17 protein-coding genes and 1 other annotated feature are annotated in these 16,730 nt (G+C 50.3%); of the genes, 10 read left to right on the top strand and 7 right to left on the bottom strand.

The annotated features are described in order from the left end of the window. Nucleotides 1–169: 169 nt before the first annotated feature. The gene (locus ABTW00_RS08655; protein WP_065357670.1) at nucleotides 170–991 is read right to left on the bottom strand and encodes an SDR family oxidoreductase; all 822 of its coding nucleotides are present in this window, start codon (nucleotides 989–991) and stop codon (nucleotides 170–172) included. A gap of 178 nt (nucleotides 992–1,169) precedes the next feature. Between ABTW00_RS08655 and hisL the strand changes: the two genes are divergently transcribed. From hisL to ABTW00_RS08605, 10 genes are all read left to right on the top strand, one after another. Then, nucleotides 1,170–1,220 (top strand): his operon leader peptide, encoded by a 51-nt coding sequence (gene hisL, locus ABTW00_RS08650; RefSeq protein ID WP_071594744.1) that lies wholly within the window; start codon nucleotides 1,170–1,172, stop codon nucleotides 1,218–1,220. Then, nucleotides 1,196–1,317: a sequence feature (His leader region), on the top strand. Its footprint overlaps the gene before it by 25 nt. A gap of 34 nt (nucleotides 1,318–1,351) precedes the next feature. Next, nucleotides 1,352–2,251 (top strand): ATP phosphoribosyltransferase, encoded by a 900-nt coding sequence (hisG, locus tag ABTW00_RS08645; RefSeq protein WP_065357671.1) that lies wholly within the window; start codon nucleotides 1,352–1,354, stop codon nucleotides 2,249–2,251. 5 nt (nucleotides 2,252–2,256) lie between these two features. Then, nucleotides 2,257–3,561 carry a histidinol dehydrogenase gene (hisD, locus tag ABTW00_RS08640; RefSeq protein ID WP_271447898.1) on the top strand — a complete coding sequence of 435 codons (1,305 nt, stop codon included), beginning with the start codon at nucleotides 2,257–2,259 and terminating at the stop codon, nucleotides 3,559–3,561. Continuing rightward, nucleotides 3,558–4,619 carry a histidinol-phosphate transaminase gene (gene hisC / locus ABTW00_RS08635; protein WP_433640206.1) on the top strand — a complete coding sequence of 354 codons (1,062 nt, stop codon included), beginning with the start codon at nucleotides 3,558–3,560 and terminating at the stop codon, nucleotides 4,617–4,619. Before hisD ends, hisC begins: the two co-directional genes overlap by 4 nt. Then, nucleotides 4,616–5,683 (top strand): bifunctional histidinol-phosphatase/imidazoleglycerol-phosphate dehydratase HisB, encoded by a 1,068-nt coding sequence (gene hisB, locus ABTW00_RS08630; RefSeq protein WP_064544382.1) that lies wholly within the window; start codon nucleotides 4,616–4,618, stop codon nucleotides 5,681–5,683. Before hisC ends, hisB begins: the two co-directional genes overlap by 4 nt. After that, nucleotides 5,683–6,273 carry an imidazole glycerol phosphate synthase subunit HisH gene (hisH, locus tag ABTW00_RS08625; RefSeq protein WP_064544380.1) on the top strand — a complete coding sequence of 197 codons (591 nt, stop codon included), beginning with the start codon at nucleotides 5,683–5,685 and terminating at the stop codon, nucleotides 6,271–6,273. Before hisB ends, hisH begins: the two co-directional genes overlap by 1 nt. After that, nucleotides 6,273–7,010 carry a 1-(5-phosphoribosyl)-5-[(5-phosphoribosylamino)methylideneamino]imidazole-4-carboxamide isomerase gene (hisA, locus tag ABTW00_RS08620; RefSeq protein WP_433640202.1) on the top strand — a complete coding sequence of 246 codons (738 nt, stop codon included), beginning with the start codon at nucleotides 6,273–6,275 and terminating at the stop codon, nucleotides 7,008–7,010. The genes hisH and hisA overlap by 1 nt, the downstream gene beginning before the upstream one ends. Next, nucleotides 6,992–7,768: an imidazole glycerol phosphate synthase subunit HisF gene (gene hisF, locus ABTW00_RS08615; protein WP_064544376.1), complete on the top strand. Its 777-nt coding sequence runs from the start codon at nucleotides 6,992–6,994 to the stop codon at nucleotides 7,766–7,768. The genes hisA and hisF overlap by 19 nt, the downstream gene beginning before the upstream one ends. Then, on the top strand, nucleotides 7,762–8,361 hold the full coding sequence (gene hisIE, locus ABTW00_RS08610; RefSeq protein WP_433640200.1) for a bifunctional phosphoribosyl-AMP cyclohydrolase/phosphoribosyl-ATP diphosphatase HisIE: 600 nt from the start codon (nucleotides 7,762–7,764) through the stop codon (nucleotides 8,359–8,361). Before hisF ends, hisIE begins: the two co-directional genes overlap by 7 nt. A gap of 153 nt (nucleotides 8,362–8,514) precedes the next feature. Beyond that, on the top strand, nucleotides 8,515–9,519 hold the full coding sequence (locus ABTW00_RS08605) for an NAD-dependent epimerase (protein ID WP_433640198.1): 1,005 nt from the start codon (nucleotides 8,515–8,517) through the stop codon (nucleotides 9,517–9,519). 83 nt (nucleotides 9,520–9,602) lie between these two features. Here ABTW00_RS08605 and ugd read toward each other — a convergent pair whose 3' ends face one another. The 6 genes from ugd to ABTW00_RS08575 form a co-directional block, all read right to left on the bottom strand. Next, nucleotides 9,603–10,769, bottom strand: a complete 1,167-nt coding sequence (gene ugd, locus ABTW00_RS08600; RefSeq protein WP_065357680.1) for a UDP-glucose 6-dehydrogenase — start codon at nucleotides 10,767–10,769, stop codon at nucleotides 9,603–9,605. Between the two features lie 208 nt (nucleotides 10,770–10,977). After that, a complete protein-coding gene (gene gndA / locus ABTW00_RS08595; RefSeq protein WP_064544366.1) occupies nucleotides 10,978–12,384 on the bottom strand; it encodes an NADP-dependent phosphogluconate dehydrogenase in 1,407 nt (468 codons plus the stop codon). A gap of 138 nt (nucleotides 12,385–12,522) precedes the next feature. Then, nucleotides 12,523–13,329, bottom strand: a complete 807-nt coding sequence (locus ABTW00_RS08590) for a glycosyltransferase (protein WP_433640195.1) — start codon at nucleotides 13,327–13,329, stop codon at nucleotides 12,523–12,525. 80 nt (nucleotides 13,330–13,409) lie between these two features. Beyond that, nucleotides 13,410–14,495 carry a non-hydrolyzing UDP-N-acetylglucosamine 2-epimerase gene (gene wecB / locus ABTW00_RS08585; protein ID WP_433640970.1) on the bottom strand — a complete coding sequence of 362 codons (1,086 nt, stop codon included), beginning with the start codon at nucleotides 14,493–14,495 and terminating at the stop codon, nucleotides 13,410–13,412. Nucleotides 14,496–14,510: 15 nt separating this feature from the next. Then, nucleotides 14,511–15,233: a glycosyltransferase family 32 protein gene (locus ABTW00_RS08580; RefSeq protein WP_433640193.1), complete on the bottom strand. Its 723-nt coding sequence runs from the start codon at nucleotides 15,231–15,233 to the stop codon at nucleotides 14,511–14,513. A 63-nt stretch (nucleotides 15,234–15,296) separates the two neighbouring features. Then, the gene (locus ABTW00_RS08575) at nucleotides 15,297–16,160 is read right to left on the bottom strand and encodes a polysialyltransferase family glycosyltransferase (protein WP_433640191.1); all 864 of its coding nucleotides are present in this window, start codon (nucleotides 16,158–16,160) and stop codon (nucleotides 15,297–15,299) included. Nucleotides 16,161–16,730: the final 570 nt, after the last annotated feature.

Here is a 16,730-nt window from a genome sequence, read left to right as displayed (position 1 = left end):
GTCGGTTAATCTCAATTTTTTACATTCGACATATTTTGCCCCAAACTGTAGCAAAAATACAAGCCGCTGAGAGCATGTTCAACAGATTAGCTCGTCTAAATGTCTGATAATTCAGCAACTGCCGAATCATAAATCTCATCTATAGCACTATTTGCTAAAACAGAGGCGATTATTCCATCGGCATACGTAACGGGTCAGGATACTGATACTCAAAGCCGAGCTCGCGGCAAATGAGATTACCGTCGACGATTTTGCCTTTACCGTTACCGCTATCGCTAAAGACCGGAACCGCCAGCCCCAGTTCACGCGCCATTTGCGGGTAGAAAATACCGCGGGCAGGATGCAACGGCGCACAAATGTTATAAATGTGCCCCCCCTTCGGCGCCTGTAATAAAAGCGTAATAGCGGAGATAACATCTTCCAGGTGGACGAGGTTCACGCCCTGCTGGCCATCCGGCGCGGATTTACCGGCGAAGAAACGTCCGGGATGCCGTTCCGGACCCACCAACCCGGCCAGACGCAGAATATCGACAGACGTCCCCGGTAATTGATGAAGCCAGTCTTCCAGTTCTTTCAATACTCTGCCACTCGCGGTGACCGGTTCACGCGGCGTGCTCTCTTTCACCAGCCCTTCTTCTTTACCGTAGACCGACGTTGAGCTGGTAAAGATAATGCGCGGAATATGGTGCGCCAGCGCGGAGTCAACAATCTCCTGCACCGCCTGATGGTAGAAATCGTCTCCCGTGCCGCTGCGGCGCGCGGGGAGCGTGATGACCAGCGCGTCAACATTCATTAAGGCGTCCAGGTCATCAGCCTCACACACCAGTTGCGGGTCGAGCCGCAGCGGATAGCTATCAATACCGCACATTCGCGCGGCTTCCACGCCATCATCAGTCGTTTTACTGCCCGTTACCTGCCAGCCACGCGCCATCAACGACAGCGCCAGCGGCATACCCAGCCACCCCAAACCGACAATTGCCACCTTCTTCATTGCGCTATCTCCTGGTTCAACCTGCACTCCTCTCATAAGGCTACGCCACCGCGAGAAAACTGACAATTTATAGTGGCAACATGAATTGATTTAATGAATGAAAAAAGCGCTTGCGCTCAACGACAAAAGTGGTTTAGGTTAAAAGACATCAAGTGAATAGTCATTCAACGAGAAATTTATGAGCCGCGTTCAATTTAAACACCACCATCATCACCATCATCCTGACTAGTCTTTCAGGCGATGTGTGCTGGGAGACATTCAGATCTTCCAGTGGTGCATGAACGCAAGAGAGCCCCCGGAAGATCATCTTCCGGGGGCTTTTTTTTGAACCAAATTCAGCAGGGTAATGAGGAATACAGAATGTTAGATAACAGCCGTTTACGCATAGCTATTCAGAAATCAGGCCGCCTGAGCGATGATTCACGCGAATTACTGGCCCGTTGCGGTATCAAAATTAATCTCCACACCCAGCGCCTGATTGCGATGGCGGAGAATATGCCGATCGATATCCTGCGCGTTCGCGATGACGATATTCCGGGCCTGATTATGGACGGCGTGGTCGATCTCGGCATTATCGGTGAAAACGTGCTGGAAGAAGAGCTGCTGAGCCGCCGCGCACAAGGCGAAGACCCGCGCTACTTTACCCTGCGTCGTCTGGACTTCGGCGGCTGCCGTCTGTCGCTGGCGACCCCGGCGGATGAAGCCTGGAACGGCCCGGCTGCGCTTGACGGCAAACGTATTGCCACCTCTTACCCGCACCTGCTCAAACGTTATCTCGACCAGAAAGGCATCAGCTTTAAATCCTGCCTGCTGAACGGCTCCGTTGAAGTCGCCCCGCGCGCTGGCCTTGCCGACGCCATTTGCGACCTGGTCTCTACCGGCGCGACCCTGGAAGCCAACGGCCTGCGTGAAGTGGAAGTGATGTTCCGCTCCAAAGCCTGCCTGATTCAGCGCGACGGCGAAATGAGCGAAGCGAAACAGCAGCTGATCGACCGCCTGTTAACCCGTATTCAGGGCGTGATTCAGGCTCGTGAATCAAAATACATCATGATGCACGCGCCGACCGAACGTCTGGAAGAAGTGATCGCCCTGCTGCCAGGTGCCGAGCGCCCAACCATTCTGCCGTTAGCTGGCGATCAGCAGCGTGTGGCGATGCACATGGTCAGCAGCGAAACCCTGTTCTGGGAAACCATGGAAAAACTGAAGTCCCTGGGTGCCAGTTCGATTCTGGTACTGCCGATTGAGAAGATGATGGAGTAAGCGCCATGAGCTTCAATACCCTGATTGACTGGAACAGCTGTAGCCCCGAACAACAGCAGGCGCTGTTAATGCGCCCGGCGATTTCCGCTTCCGACAGCATCACCCGCACGGTGGCCGACATTCTGGAAAACGTCAAAAACAACGGCGATACCGCGCTGCGCGAATACAGCGCGAAGTTTGATAAAACTGAAGTTGACGCGCTGCGCGTCACTGAAGAAGAAATTCAGCAGGCCGCAGGCCGTCTGAGCGACGAGCTAAAGCAGGCCATGCAGGCGGCGGTACGTAATATCGATACCTTCCACACCGCACAAATTCTGCCGCCGGTGGATATCGAAACTCAACCGGGCGTGCGCTGCCAGCAGGTGACCCGCCCTATCGCCTCCGTGGGGCTTTATATTCCGGGTGGTTCAGCGCCGCTGTTCTCCACCGTATTAATGTTGGCCACCCCGGCGCGCATCGCCGGCTGTAAAAAAGTGGTGCTGTGCTCGCCGCCGCCGATTGCCGATGAAATTCTGTATGCGGCGCAGCTGTGCGGCGTAAAAGAAGTGTTTAACGTCGGCGGCGCACAGGCCATTGCGGCACTGGCGCTGGGCACCGAGTCCATTCCAAAGGTTGATAAAATCTTCGGGCCAGGCAATGCGTACGTCACTGAAGCGAAACGCCAGGTTAGCCAGCGTCTCGACGGCGCGGCCATCGATATGCCAGCGGGCCCATCTGAAGTACTGGTCATCGCCGATAGCGGCGCAACGCCGGACTTTGTCGCCTCCGACCTGCTCTCTCAGGCCGAACATGGCCCGGATTCACAGGTGATTCTGCTGACGCCGGACGCGAAGCTAGCCGAAGGCGTAGCACAAGCCGTTGAACGCCAGCTTGCCGAGCTTTCCCGCGCCGATACCGCGCGTCAGGCGCTCTCTGCCAGCCGGTTGATTGTGGCCAACGATCTGGCGCAGTGCGTGGCTATCTCCAACGCCTACGGCCCGGAGCACCTGATTATTCAGACCCGCAACGCGCGTGAACTGGTTGATGAGATCACCAGCGCCGGTTCGGTATTCCTCGGCGACTGGTCGCCGGAATCCGCGGGCGACTACGCCTCAGGCACCAACCACGTGCTGCCAACCTACGGCTACACGGCAACCTGTTCCAGCCTCGGTCTGGCCGATTTCCAGAAACGAATGACCGTGCAGGAATTATCGCGCGAAGGGTTCTCGGCGATTGCCGCCACCATTGAAACGCTGGCCGCCGCCGAGCTGCTGACCGCCCACAAAAACGCCGTTACCCTGCGCGTGAACGCCCTGAAGGAGCAAGCATGAGCATTGAACAGTTAGCCCGCGACAACGTTCGCGCCCTGACCCCATATCAGTCGGCGCGCCGCCTTGGCGGTAAAGGCGACGTCTGGCTGAACGCCAACGAATACCCGACGGCGGTGCCGTTCGAACTCAGCCAGCAGACGTTGAACCGCTACCCGGAATGCCAGCCGAAAGCGGTCATTGAAAACTATGCCGCCTATGCGGGCGTGAAGCCGGAGCAGGTACTGGTGAGTCGCGGCGCGGATGAAGGCATCGAACTGCTGGTGCGCGCGTTTTGCGAACCGGGCCGCGATGCGGTGCTGTTCTGCCCACCGACCTACGGCATGTACAGCGTCAGCGCCGAAACCATCGGCGTAGAATGTCGCACCGTGCCGACCAAAGCCGACTGGCAGCTGGATCTGCCGGCCATTGCCGACAGTCTGAGCAACGTGAAAGTGGTTTACGTATGCAGCCCGAACAACCCAACCGGGCAGATTATCAACCCACAGGATTTCCGTACCCTGCTGGAGATGACCCGCGATAAAGCGCTGGTCGTGGCCGATGAAGCCTATATTGAGTTCTGCCCGCAGGCGACGCTAGCCGGCTGGCTGGCCGAGTACCCGCATCTGGTTATTCTGCGCACGCTATCCAAAGCCTTTGCACTGGCTGGGCTGCGCTGCGGCTTTACGCTGGCGAATGAAGAGGTGATCGCGCTATTAATGAAGGTGATTGCGCCTTATCCGCTCTCGACCCCGGTTGCCGATATTGCGGCCCAGGCGCTTAGCGCGCAGGGAATCGCCGCCATGCGCGAACGCGTCGCGCAAATCCTGAATGAACGTCAGTATCTGGTGGAAGCGCTGCGCACCATCGACTGCGTCGAGCAGGTATTTGATTCCGAGACCAACTACGTACTGGCTCGTATTAAAGCCTCAAGCAGCGTATTTAAATCTTTATGGGATCAAGGCATTATCTTACGTGACCAGAATAAACAACCTTCTTTAAGCGGCTGTTTGCGCATCACTATCGGCACTCGTGCTGAGAGCCAGCGCGTGATTGACGCTTTGAAAGCGGAGACCGTATGACCCAGAAGTTTCTCTTTATCGATCGCGATGGCACCCTGATTTCTGAGCCACCCAGCGACTATCAGGTAGACCGTTTTGACAAACTGGCCTTCGAACCTGACGCTATTCCGGTTCTGCTGCAGTTGCAGAAGGCCGGCTATAAGCTGGTGATGATCACCAATCAGGACGGGCTGGGCACCGACAGCTTCCCGCAGGCGGACTTCGATGGCCCACACAACCTGATGATGCAAATTTTCACCTCTCAGGGCGTGGTGTTTGACGATGTGCTGATCTGCCCGCATCTGCCGGCCGACAACTGCGCATGCCGCAAACCGAAAACCCAGCTGGTCACCGCATGGCTGGCGAACGAAGTGATGGATACCGCCAACAGCTACGTGATTGGCGACCGCGCTACCGACGTAGAGCTAGCCGCCAACATGGGCATTACCGGCCTACGCTATAACCGCGACACGCTCAACTGGGCGATGATTGGCGAACAGCTCACCCGCCGCGACCGCTACGCGCACATTGAGCGTAATACCCGTGAAACGCAGATTGACGTAGAAGTGTGGCTGGACCGCGAAGGCGGCAGCAAAATTAACACCGGCGTCGGCTTCTTCGACCACATGTTGGATCAGATTGCCACCCACGGCGGTTTCCGCATGAACATCACCGTGAAGGGCGATCTGTATATCGACGATCACCACACCGTGGAAGATACCGGTCTGGCGCTCGGCGAGGCGCTGAAGGTGGCGCTCGGCGACAAACGCGGCATCAACCGCTTTGGCTTTGTGCTGCCGATGGACGAATGTCTGGCCCGCTGCGCGCTGGATATCTCCGGCCGCCCGCACCTGGAATATAAAGCCGAGTTCACCTACCAGCGCGTAGGCGACCTCAGCACCGAGATGATCGAGCACTTCTTCCGCTCGCTCTCCTACGCAATGGGCATCACGCTGCACCTGAAAACCAAAGGCAAAAACGATCACCACCGCGTAGAGAGCCTGTTTAAAGTCTTTGGCCGCACGCTGCGCCAGGCGATTCGCGTAGACGGCAACACCCTTCCTTCCTCGAAAGGAGTGCTGTGATGAACGTGGTTGTCCTTGATACCGGCTGCGCGAACCTCAATTCGGTGAAAGCGGCGATCGCCCGTCACGGCTACGAGCCGGTGGTCAGCCGTGACCCGGATGTGGTGCTGCGCGCTGACAAACTGTTTCTGCCGGGCGTAGGTACCGCGCAGGCGGCGATGGATCAAATTCACGAGCGTGATTTGGTCGAGCTGATTAAAGCCTGCACCCAGCCGGTGCTCGGCATTTGCCTTGGCATGCAGCTGCTGGGACGCCGCAGTGAAGAAACGAACGGCGTCGACCTGCTGGGGATTATTGACCAGGACGTGCCGAAAATGACCGATTTTGGTTTGCCACTGCCGCACATGGGCTGGAACCGCGTCTATCCGAAAGCCGGAGATCGTCTGTTCCGCGGCATTGAGGACGGCGCTTATTTTTACTTCGTCCATAGCTACGCGATGCCGGTCAATGAATACACCATCGCGCAATGCCACTACGGTGAAGCGTTTACCGCCGCAGTACAGAAAGATAATTTTTATGGCGTCCAGTTCCACCCCGAACGCTCCGGCGCGGCGGGCGCACAGCTGCTGAAAAACTTCCTGGAGATGTAATGATCATTCCAGCTTTAGATTTGATTAATGGTACCGTGGTGCGCCTCCATCAGGGCGATTACGGCCAACAGCGCGATTACGGCAATGACCCGCTGCCGCGCCTGCAAGACTATGCGGCGCAAGGGGCGGAAGTACTGCACCTGGTTGATTTAACCGGCGCAAAAGATCCGGCCCAGCGCCAGATCCCGCTGCTGAAAACCCTGGTCGCCGGCGTGAACGTGCCGGTGCAGGTTGGCGGCGGCGTGCGTACCGAAGAAGACGTGGCGGCGCTGCTGGACGCGGGTGTGGCGCGCGTGGTGGTGGGATCAACGGCGGTGAAATCGCCGGAAGTCGTCAAGAGCTGGTTCCAACGCTTTGGTGCGGAACATCTGGTGCTGGCGTTGGACGTGCGCATCGACGATAACGGCACCAAACAGGTGGCGGTGAGCGGCTGGCAGGAAAACTCTGGCGTGACTCTGGAAGAACTGGTGGAGATCTACCTTCCCGTTGGCCTTCAGCACGTGTTGTGCACCGATATTTCGCGCGACGGCACCCTGGCAGGCTCTAACGTTTCATTGTATGAAGAGGTCTGCGCCCGCTACCCGCAGGTGGCGTTCCAGTCCTCCGGCGGCATTGGCGACCTGAACGATATTGCTGCCCTGCGCGGCACCGGCGTGCGCGGCGTGATTGTCGGCCGCGCGCTGCTGGAAGGTAAATTCAACGTAACGGAGGCCATCCAATGCTGGCAAAACGGATAATTCCTTGTCTTGACGTGCGTGATGGTCAGGTTGTTAAGGGCGTACAGTTCCGCAATCACGAGATCATCGGCGACATCGTCCCGCTGGCCAAACGCTACGCCGATGAAGGCGCGGATGAACTGGTGTTCTACGATATCACGGCTTCCAGCGATGGCCGCGTGGTTGACAAAAGCTGGGTTTCCCGCGTTGCCGAAGTGATTGATATTCCGTTCTGCGTGGCGGGCGGCATTAAGTCCATCGACGATGCGGCGCGCATTCTCTCCTTCGGCGCGGATAAAATTTCCATCAACTCCCCGGCGCTGGCCGACCCGGAGCTGATTACCCGCCTGGCGGACCGCTTCGGCGTGCAGTGCATCGTGGTGGGTATTGATACCTGGTATGACGCTGACAGCGGCAAATATCATGTCAATCAATACACCGGCGATGAGAGCCGCACCCGCGTGACCCAGTGGGAGACGCTGGATTGGGTGCAGGAAGTGCAAAAACGCGGCGCGGGCGAAATCGTTCTCAACATGATGAACCAGGACGGCGTGCGCAACGGCTACGACCTGACACAGCTGAAAAAGGTCCGCGAGGTTTGCCGCGTGCCGCTGATCGCTTCCGGCGGCGCAGGCACTATGGAACACTTCCTCGAAGCCTTCCGTGACGCCGATGTTGACGGCGCGCTGGCGGCTTCGGTGTTCCACAAACAGATTATTAATATTGGTGAACTAAAAGCGTACCTGGCAGCACAGGGCGTGGAGATTCGGGTATGTTAAGTGAACAACTGGACTGGCAGAAAACCGACGGACTGATGCCCGCCATTATCCAACACGCGGTATCCGGCGAAGTACTGATGCTGGGCTATATGAACCAGGAAGCGCTGGCCAAAACGCAGGAAACGGGCAAAGTGACCTTTTTCTCGCGCACCAAGCAGCGCCTGTGGACCAAGGGCGAAACCTCCGGCCACTTCCTCAACGTGGTAAGCATTGCGTCTGACTGCGACAACGACACCCTGCTGGTGCTGGTTAACCCGATTGGCCCGACCTGCCATAAAGGCACCTCAAGCTGCTTCGGCGACACCAGCCATCAGTGGTTGTTCCTGTATCAGCTTGAGCAACTGCTGGCCGAGCGTAAAACCGCCGACCCGGCAAGCTCGTACACCGCGAAGCTGTATGCCAGCGGCACCAAACGTATCGCACAGAAAGTCGGTGAAGAAGGCGTGGAGACCGCTCTGGCAGCGACCGTACACGATAAGTTTGAGCTGAAGAATGAGGCTTCGGATTTGATGTATCACCTGCTGGTGCTGCTGCAGGATCAGGAGCTGGATTTGACTACCGTGATTGAAAATCTGCGCGCGCGTCACCAGTAATCCCCTTCCCCAACCCGGCCATCGCGCCGGGTTTTCTCTTTAGTCTTCTTTCCGATAACCTAAATGGCAGATAACGATTATATTTTTCTGTGCGCAGACGGTATGATCGCGCGCAATGAGACGTTCGCATCTGAATGAGTGTTAAGGAATGCTATGAAATATTTGGTCACCGGCGCGGCTGGCTTTATCGGTTTTCACGTGAGCCAGCGCCTGCTTGCCGCGGGTCATCAGGTTATTGGCCTTGATAACCTGAACGATTATTACGACGTCAGCCTGAAGCAGGCGCGTTTGAACATGCTGCAATCATCGGATTTTCGCTTTGTGAAGATGAACCTCGATGATAACGCCGCTATGGCCGAACTGTTTGCCGAAGCGCAGTTCGATCGCGTCATTCATCTTGCCGCACAGCCCGGCGTCCGCTATTCGCTGGAAAATCCGCACGCCTATGCGCAGGCCAACCTGGTGGGCCATCTCAACGTGCTGGAAGGTTGTCGCCACAACAAAGTTCAGCACCTGCTGTACGCCTCTTCCAGTTCCGTCTACGGCCTGAACCGCAAAATGCCGTTCTCCACCGATGACAGCGTTGACCATCCCGTCTCGCTTTACGCAGCCACCAAAAAAGCCAACGAGCTGATGTCACACACCTACTCGCATCTGTACGGCTTGCCGACCACCGGGCTGCGCTTCTTTACCGTGTATGGTCCGTGGGGCCGCCCGGATATGGCACTGTTCAAGTTCACCAAAGCCATGCTGGAAGGGAAAACCATTGACGTTTATAACTACGGTAAGATGAAGCGTGACTTCACTTATATTGATGATATTGTCGAGGCGATTATTCGTCTACAGGATGTCATTCCAGAGGCAAACAGCGAATGGACGGTCGAAAACGGTTCCCCGGCAACAAGCTCGGCGCCGTATCGCGTCTATAACATCGGCAATAGCTCACCGGTGGAGCTGATGGATTACATCACCGCGCTCGAAGAAGCACTGGGTATTGAGGCGAAGAAGAATATGATGCCGATGCAGGCAGGCGATGTGCTGGAAACTAGCGCAGAGACGCAGCCGCTGTACGACCTTGTCGGTTTCCGACCTGAGACGTCGGTGAAGGATGGCGTTAAAAACTTCGTCGAGTGGTATCGTGAGTTTTATCAGGTTTAAAAAAAGAAGCCCTCATGATGAGGGCTTCTTTTTGTTGTAGCCCGGCAGACAAAGCGCCACCGGTTACTGCGGAAAACTAGCGTTTAATCATTACCAAACAGATCGCGGGTATATACTTTCTCTTCCACATCCGCCAGCTCTTCCGCCATACGGTTGGAGATAATCACGTCCGCTTCCTGCTTAAAGGCGTCCAGATCGCGCACCACGCGGGAGTTAAAGAACTCATCTTCCTGCATCACCGGTTCATAAATAATGACCGGAATACCCTTGGCCTTGATACGCTTCATGATCCCCTGAATGGAGGATGCCCGGAAGTTATCCGACCCGGATTTCATGATCAGACGATACACGCCCACTACTTTCGGCTTGCGTGCAAGGATGGAGTCAGCAATAAAGTCTTTACGCGTGCGGTTAGCGTCGACAATCGCACCGATGATGTTGTTCGGCACCGACTCGTAGTTAGCCAGCAGCTGCTTGGTGTCTTTCGGCAGACAGTAACCACCGTAGCCGAATGACGGGTTGTTGTAGTGGTTGCCAATGCGCGGGTCCAGACATACCCCTTCAATAATCTGTCGTGAGTTCAGGCCCAGACTTTCGGCATAGCTGTCCAGCTCGTTAAAGTAGGCCACGCGCAGCGCCAGGTAGGTGTTGGCAAACAGCTTGATGGCTTCGGCTTCCGTCGAGTCGGTAAACAGCGTCGGGATATCTTTCTTCACCGCCCCTTCCTGCAACAGCGCGGCAAAACGCTCGGCGCGCTCAGAACGCTCGCCTATCACGATACGGGACGGATGCAGGTTATCGTACAGCGCACGGCCTTCACGCAGGAACTCCGGCGAGAAGAAAATATTGTCGATACCCAGTTTTTCTTTAATTGAATTGGTAAAGCCAACCGGAATGGTCGATTTGATCACCATCACCGCTTTAGGGTTGATTTCGACCACGTCACGGATAACGGACTCGACGCTGGCGGTGTTGAAATAGTTTGTTTTCGGGTCGTAATCGGTCGGAGTGGCGATGATCACGTAGTCGGCATCGCGGTAAGCGTCATGTTTATCGGTTGTCGCACGGAAATTCAGCGGTTTGGTCGCCAGATACTCTTCGATCTCTTTATCCACGATCGGCGATTGTTTCTGATTCAGCATGTCGACCTTAGCCTGAATGATATCCAGGGCCACCACTTCGTGGTGCTGGGCGATCAGAATGCCGTTCGACAGGCCGACGTAACCTGTTCCTGAAATAGTTATCTTCATTCGCTCTGTAACTTCTTCCGGTTAAACATTTGAAGGTGAATGCATCACCACCGAGTGATCCAACGTTGTCGTATCGGATCGGCGTGCGGTCAGTATATCGCGATTTACCACAACGCCGCCTATCAGACCTGACTGAATGCTGTTTTCAGACAATAAAAAAGCCCGGAGATGCGCTCCGGGCCTGCATTTAAGGATGAACTAATTCAGATTAATCCAGCCATTCGGTGTGGAACACGCCTTCTTTATCCGTGCGTTTATAAGTGTGCGCACCGAAGTAATCACGCTGAGCCTGAATCAGGTTCGCTGGCAGTACCGCAGCACGGTAGCTGTCGTAGTAGGCAACTGCAGCAGAGAAGGTCGGTACCGGAATACCATTCTGTACAGCGTAAGCCACAACATCACGCAGCGCCTGCTGATATTCATCAGCAATGTTTTTGAAGTACGGGGCCAGCAGCAGGTTAGCGATACCCGCATTCTCTGCGTAGGCGTCGGTGATTTTCTGCAGGAACTGTGCACGAATGATGCAGCCCGCGCGGAAGATCTTCGCGATTTCGCCGTAGTTCAGATCCCAGTTGTACTCGTCAGACGCGGCACGCAGCTGAGAGAAGCCCTGCGCATAGGAGACGATTTTGCCCAGGTACAGCGCACGACGCACTTTCTCAACGAACTCCGCCTTATCGCCAGCCAGTTTAGCCTGCGGGCCGGACAGCACTTTAGATGCCGCAACGCGCTGGTCTTTCAGCGAGGAGATGTAGCGCGCGAATACGGACTCGGTGATCAGCGACAGCGGTTCGCCCAGGTCCAGAGAGCTCTGGCTGGTCCATTTACCGGTACCTTTGTTCGCCGCTTCGTCCAGGATTACGTCAACCAGGTATTTACCGTCTTCATCTTTTTTGGTGAAGATGTCTTTGGTGATGTCGATCAGATAGCTGCTCAGCTCGCCTTCATTCCACTCGGTGAAGGTAGTTGCCAGCTCTTCGTTAGACAGGTTCAGGCCACCTTTCAGCAGAGAATAGGCTTCAGCAATCAGCTGCATGTCGCCGTACTCGATACCGTTGTGAACCATCTTCACGTAATGGCCCGCACCGTCAGCGCCGATGTAGGTCACGCACGGCTCGCCATCTTCTGCTACCGCAGCGATTTTGGTCAGGATTGGAGCAACCAGTTCGTACGCTTCTTTCTGACCGCCAGGCATGATAGACGGACCTTTCAGCGCGCCCTCTTCACCACCGGACACGCCGGTACCGATGAAGTTGAAGCCTTCAGCAGACAGTTCGCGGTTACGACGGATAGTGTCCTGGAAGAAGGTGTTGCCACCATCAATGATGATGTCGCCTTTATCGAGGTACGGCTTCAGGGAATCGATGGCAGCATCGGTGCCCGCGCCCGCCTTCACCATTAACAGGATACGACGTGGGGTTTCAAGAGACTCGACGAACTCCTGTACCGTATAGTGAGGAACCAGCTTCTTGCCCGGGTTCTCAGCGATCACTTCTTCGGTTTTTTCACGGGAGCGGTTGAAGATGGAGACGGTATAACCACGGCTTTCGATGTTGAGCGCCAGGTTGCGCCCCATCACTGCCATACCGACTACGCCGATCTGTTGCTTGGACATTACATACTCCTGTCAGGGGATGGTCACCGCGAACGATACGCGGCTTGAATGTGGCGTAGATAATAATCCATGCATAAAATTTTAACCAGTAGCACAGCCACTGTAAGCACACATAGGTAATTATTATATTTCTTAGTTTTACTTACGCAGTCCTTTATAAACTATACGTAGCAAAAATGTTGGTAATAATCTAGGTATAATTCGGAGAATTGCACAACTTAAAACACCAAGTAAATTATCCAACTTTAATTTGTATTTTAATTTAGCAAGCTTCACTTCGCTTTCAATGTAATCATATCCTTTTCGTCGTTTAATCATTTTATCACCAGCCCTAACATTAACTAATACTTTATTCAGATTAAAAGTCTCATAACCAGCAGAAATAACCCGAAGCCATAGATTATAATCCTCCATCAAGAAATGATGTTGGTAGCCACCAATCTTATCAATGATATTTTTTCTTAAAGCGATAGTCATATGATTGAAGGGATTTCGCTTTTTAGCATATATTTCAATATCCTTGTGCTCTGAAACCGAAAATCTTACCCCATATGAAATTAACATACTTTCATCAAATTCATTGATTGCGCCACCGAGCAAAACAACATTAGGATGTTGTTCCATAAACTTGATTTGGTGAAAAAATCTATCAGGCAAACATACATCATCCGTATCCATACGCATGACAATATCATTTTTACAAAATTTCAGACCGTGATTGAGCGCTTCACCAAGTCCTACATTCACAGGAATTTCAATTATATCAATAGGTAATTGGCACAAAAACATACCAACTACATTATTTAAATCTTCACCAACTGGTCCGTCATAAACAATCACGACCTGATCCGCACTTGCAGTATTGTTTTTTATACTTTGTAAACACTGATAAAGATGCTCAGGTTGTTCTTTATAGTATAAGGACATTAGAACTGTAAATTTCATTTCCGATTGACCATGACAAAGGCATTAATTTGAAAATTAAAAATGACATGAAAAATATCGTCTACATATTATAAAAAGAGTTACAGACTTTGCTCTAAAATATCTACAATTCTTTTACTTGCCATACCATCACCATAGGGATTACTGGCTCTACTCATTTTTTCATATACAGAGCGGTCATCCAGAAGCTGTCTAAAAGCACTATAAATGACATCTTCACTTGTACCCACTAGCCTTAAGGTACCAGCCGCTATACCTTCTGGACGCTCTGTTGTATTACGCATTACCAATACAGGCTTACCAAGGCTAGGAGCTTCTTCCTGAATACCACCACTATCGGTTAAAATAATGTAGGAGCGAGACAGAAAATTGTGAAAATCAAAGACTTCAAGTGGTTCTATTAAGCGAATCCTATCAGATTCACCCAGTATTTGCCGTGCAGCATCTCTTACTGCCGGATTCATATGAATAGGATAGATAGCTTTGATATCAGGAGTTTCATCAAGAATCTGTTTTATGGCCCTGAACATGTTTCTCATGGGCTCACCTAGATTCTCTCTCCGATGTGCCGTCACCATTATTAGTCTACTATCTGAAGCCCAACTTAAATGCTCATGTGTGTAGTTACTTTTAACTGTAGTCTTCAACGCATCAATTGCTGTGTTTCCAGTAACATGAATTGAATCCGACGCTTTACCTTCTCTTAAAAGATTTTCTCTTGATGATTCTGTTGGTGCAAAGTGATATTTACATACAACACCAACTGCTTGACGATTAAACTCCTCAGGAAAAGGAGAATCAATATTGTAGGTGCGAAGCCCTGCTTCAACATGCCCTACTGTAATCTGAAGATAAAAGCATGCTAAAGCAGTCGCAAAGGTTGTTGTGGTATCACCATGTACAAGGACAATATCGGGCTTAACAAGCGTTAAAATCTCTTTCATCTTTTCAAGAATATTGATGGTTACATCAAAGAGAGTTTGTTTCTCCTTCATTATAGAAAGATCATAATCAGGAACCACATTGAATGCACTTAAGACTTGATCAAGCATTTGCCTATGCTGCCCTGTAACGCAAACAACAGTATTTATTTTTGGTCTCGATTGCAATTCTTTTACCAAGGGACACATTTTAATCGCCTCTGGTCTCGTACCAAAGACTACCATGACCTTTTTCACTATTTATCCCTTAAATTTATTCAGAATCTTTTTAATATATGCACTAGCCTGAGGGCCAATAAATTTACTAAACCGATGTTTAAGTTTATCCGACTTTGAATGCCAGGAAGCTGAAAAATGGTGAACAGTGTGTGTATCATTAGTTATAATCACCCGACCGGTTCGCCATTGCTTCGCACAAAAAACATCAAATGGATAAATAACAAGTCCTTCATTAAGGAACTGAAGTTCATTTCTTGGTTTCCAACCATACTGATTAATTGTGAGTTCAGTGATAACACCCGTATTAGGTGTCTTATCATAGCTCCCATTAGAAAGAATGAATTTTCTGCTATCATACCCAGAAAGCAAATTTTCAATCCATTTATGCCCTTGTATCGAAGCCATTGTTCCCGTCACACACATCATATCGTCTTCACAACCAGTGAAGGCATCATGCACAAGGAATTTATCTAGCGATTTTAGCACTTCTACGTCAGTATCCATATAAATACCACCGTGGTGATATAGGGCATACAATCTCACATAGTCAGTAACAAAAGCGAATTTTTTTGATTCATAAGCTTGCTTCACATATTCATTACTATTAACATCAAAACTATCTTCATTCCACTCGATTATTTCATAGTCGGGAAGTTTCTCTTTCCATGATTTAATACAGCTAATTGCTAATTCTGGCATCTGGCCACGACCAAACCAGCAATAATGAATTTTTTTTGGAATCACTATAAACCCCTCTGAATAAAACTATTTTAATCAAACAAAAAACCAATTAATTACTCGCTAAGACTAATATGCAACTTCATCTTTCAGCATGATTTTTTGTTTTATTAGGCATGAGTTAATAGCTGTGGAATTATAAGAAACACCTTTATCGAAAACGATGTCATATAAAGCCAAAAACTCAAAAGGAAAACGTCCACTGAGCCTTTGTACGTTATCCCTAATATAAATATCATCTTTTTCTTTTGGATGAATCTTTAAATACACTTTATATTTTTCTTTTTGTAACTTAAGGATTTGAGAATTAAATAAGTCGACTGCCTCTTCCTTTGTATGAATACCAAAAAGATAGGTCGGCTGAGTTAATACTATCGCTCTACCCTTTTCATCATCTTGTAGTGAAAAGTCAAATTGAACATCACTAAAAAAAACTTTCTTTAAGATCTCTTTATCCGTTTCAGATAAAGCACGAATGCATTCAATGTCATTGACTTCTTGTATATCACAGTTCAAATGAGTGACATTTTCCAACCTTAATAAATTGGCCAACCTGCTCTTATCTCTAACATAAAAATTTCTTACATCAAAAATAGAGTTAGCCCTAATAAACAACGTTTTTTTTATTAACTCATTGACTATTTGCTTAAGCCCTATTGTTTTACCTTTCTTAAATAGAACGTTTTTACAGTAAATACTTTCACCCTCTTCATAAAAATTGATTTCATCAGGCGAACCAACATTTGCTAGCTGTAGGGGATAATACCCCACAAATCCGTCTAGAAAAAACGTTATCCGGTCATTTTTTTTCTTGAACGGAAAAATAAAAACTCTATACAACACATTTTTTATATACTCAGTGGTATTATTTTTAAAAAGTACTATCTTGTATATTTTCTCGAGCCCCTGAAGATTTACTAATTTTGTTTCCATGTCTAATGAGTCTTGAATATTAACAAGCAAAACATTCTTCTCATTCTTGTCCATGATTGAATAGACGAAAGGAAGTTTATTATAATTCCATAAATAATAATAAGTTATATTCACAATTCTTTCATCCATACCATACTGTTTTTAACCACTCTATAGACTGAACAGGGAGTTAACATTGCGAAATTTATTTTTTCTAAAAAAAGAAATCCATATCTCCTCATGCAACAACCAAGATTATCACTTCAAACATAGGAGCTATAAAGATAAATGAAATCATATCCCCACTGACAAAACCGTTTGAATATCTTTTTTTATAAAAATTATTATAACACTCAATAATGGCGCAAAAAATCGACAGCCAAAATAATAAATCTATAGCAGGAAAACCGTTTGTAGACCTTCTTTCTTTAGCGCTATCCTATCTCCTGTCGTTATTATATTTGAACGTGTTTACATGTTTACGCTCACCTGAGCATTCTTCATTATTACTGAAAAGTACAGTGACTCACGCATACAGATTAAGTAATTATATATTAACATCCAAATTAATATGTGAACTGCATGTTAGTT

This window comes from Kluyvera georgiana (genome assembly GCF_050990895.1).
In the GTDB taxonomy this organism is placed as follows: Bacteria; Pseudomonadota; Gammaproteobacteria; order Enterobacterales; family Enterobacteriaceae; genus Kluyvera; species Kluyvera georgiana.
The sequence above is the reverse complement of the archived record's forward strand: the minus strand, read 5'-3'. Positions and strand labels throughout refer to the sequence as shown.

Coding starts and splice junctions, on each gene's coding strand:
- ABTW00_RS08655 (WP_065357670.1), bottom strand. CDS start 991: ATGAAGAAGGTGGCAATTGTCGGTTTGGGGTGGCTGGGTATGCCGCTG.
- hisG (WP_065357671.1), top strand. CDS start 1,352: ATGTTAGATAACAGCCGTTTACGCATAGCTATTCAGAAATCAGGCCGC.
- hisD (WP_271447898.1), top strand. CDS start 2,257: ATGAGCTTCAATACCCTGATTGACTGGAACAGCTGTAGCCCCGAACAA.
- hisC (WP_433640206.1), top strand. CDS start 3,558: ATGAGCATTGAACAGTTAGCCCGCGACAACGTTCGCGCCCTGACCCCA.
- hisB (WP_064544382.1), top strand. CDS start 4,616: ATGACCCAGAAGTTTCTCTTTATCGATCGCGATGGCACCCTGATTTCT.
- hisH (WP_064544380.1), top strand. CDS start 5,683: ATGAACGTGGTTGTCCTTGATACCGGCTGCGCGAACCTCAATTCGGTG.
- hisA (WP_433640202.1), top strand. CDS start 6,273: ATGATCATTCCAGCTTTAGATTTGATTAATGGTACCGTGGTGCGCCTC.
- hisF (WP_064544376.1), top strand. CDS start 6,992: ATGCTGGCAAAACGGATAATTCCTTGTCTTGACGTGCGTGATGGTCAG.
- hisIE (WP_433640200.1), top strand. CDS start 7,762: ATGTTAAGTGAACAACTGGACTGGCAGAAAACCGACGGACTGATGCCC.
- ABTW00_RS08605 (WP_433640198.1), top strand. CDS start 8,515: ATGAAATATTTGGTCACCGGCGCGGCTGGCTTTATCGGTTTTCACGTG.
- ugd (WP_065357680.1), bottom strand. CDS start 10,769: ATGAAGATAACTATTTCAGGAACAGGTTACGTCGGCCTGTCGAACGGC.
- gndA (WP_064544366.1), bottom strand. CDS start 12,384: ATGTCCAAGCAACAGATCGGCGTAGTCGGTATGGCAGTGATGGGGCGC.
- ABTW00_RS08590 (WP_433640195.1), bottom strand. CDS start 13,329: ATGAAATTTACAGTTCTAATGTCCTTATACTATAAAGAACAACCTGAG.
- wecB (WP_433640970.1), bottom strand. CDS start 14,495: ATGGTAGTCTTTGGTACGAGACCAGAGGCGATTAAAATGTGTCCCTTG.
- ABTW00_RS08575 (WP_433640191.1), bottom strand. CDS start 16,160: ATGGAAACAAAATTAGTAAATCTTCAGGGGCTCGAGAAAATATACAAG.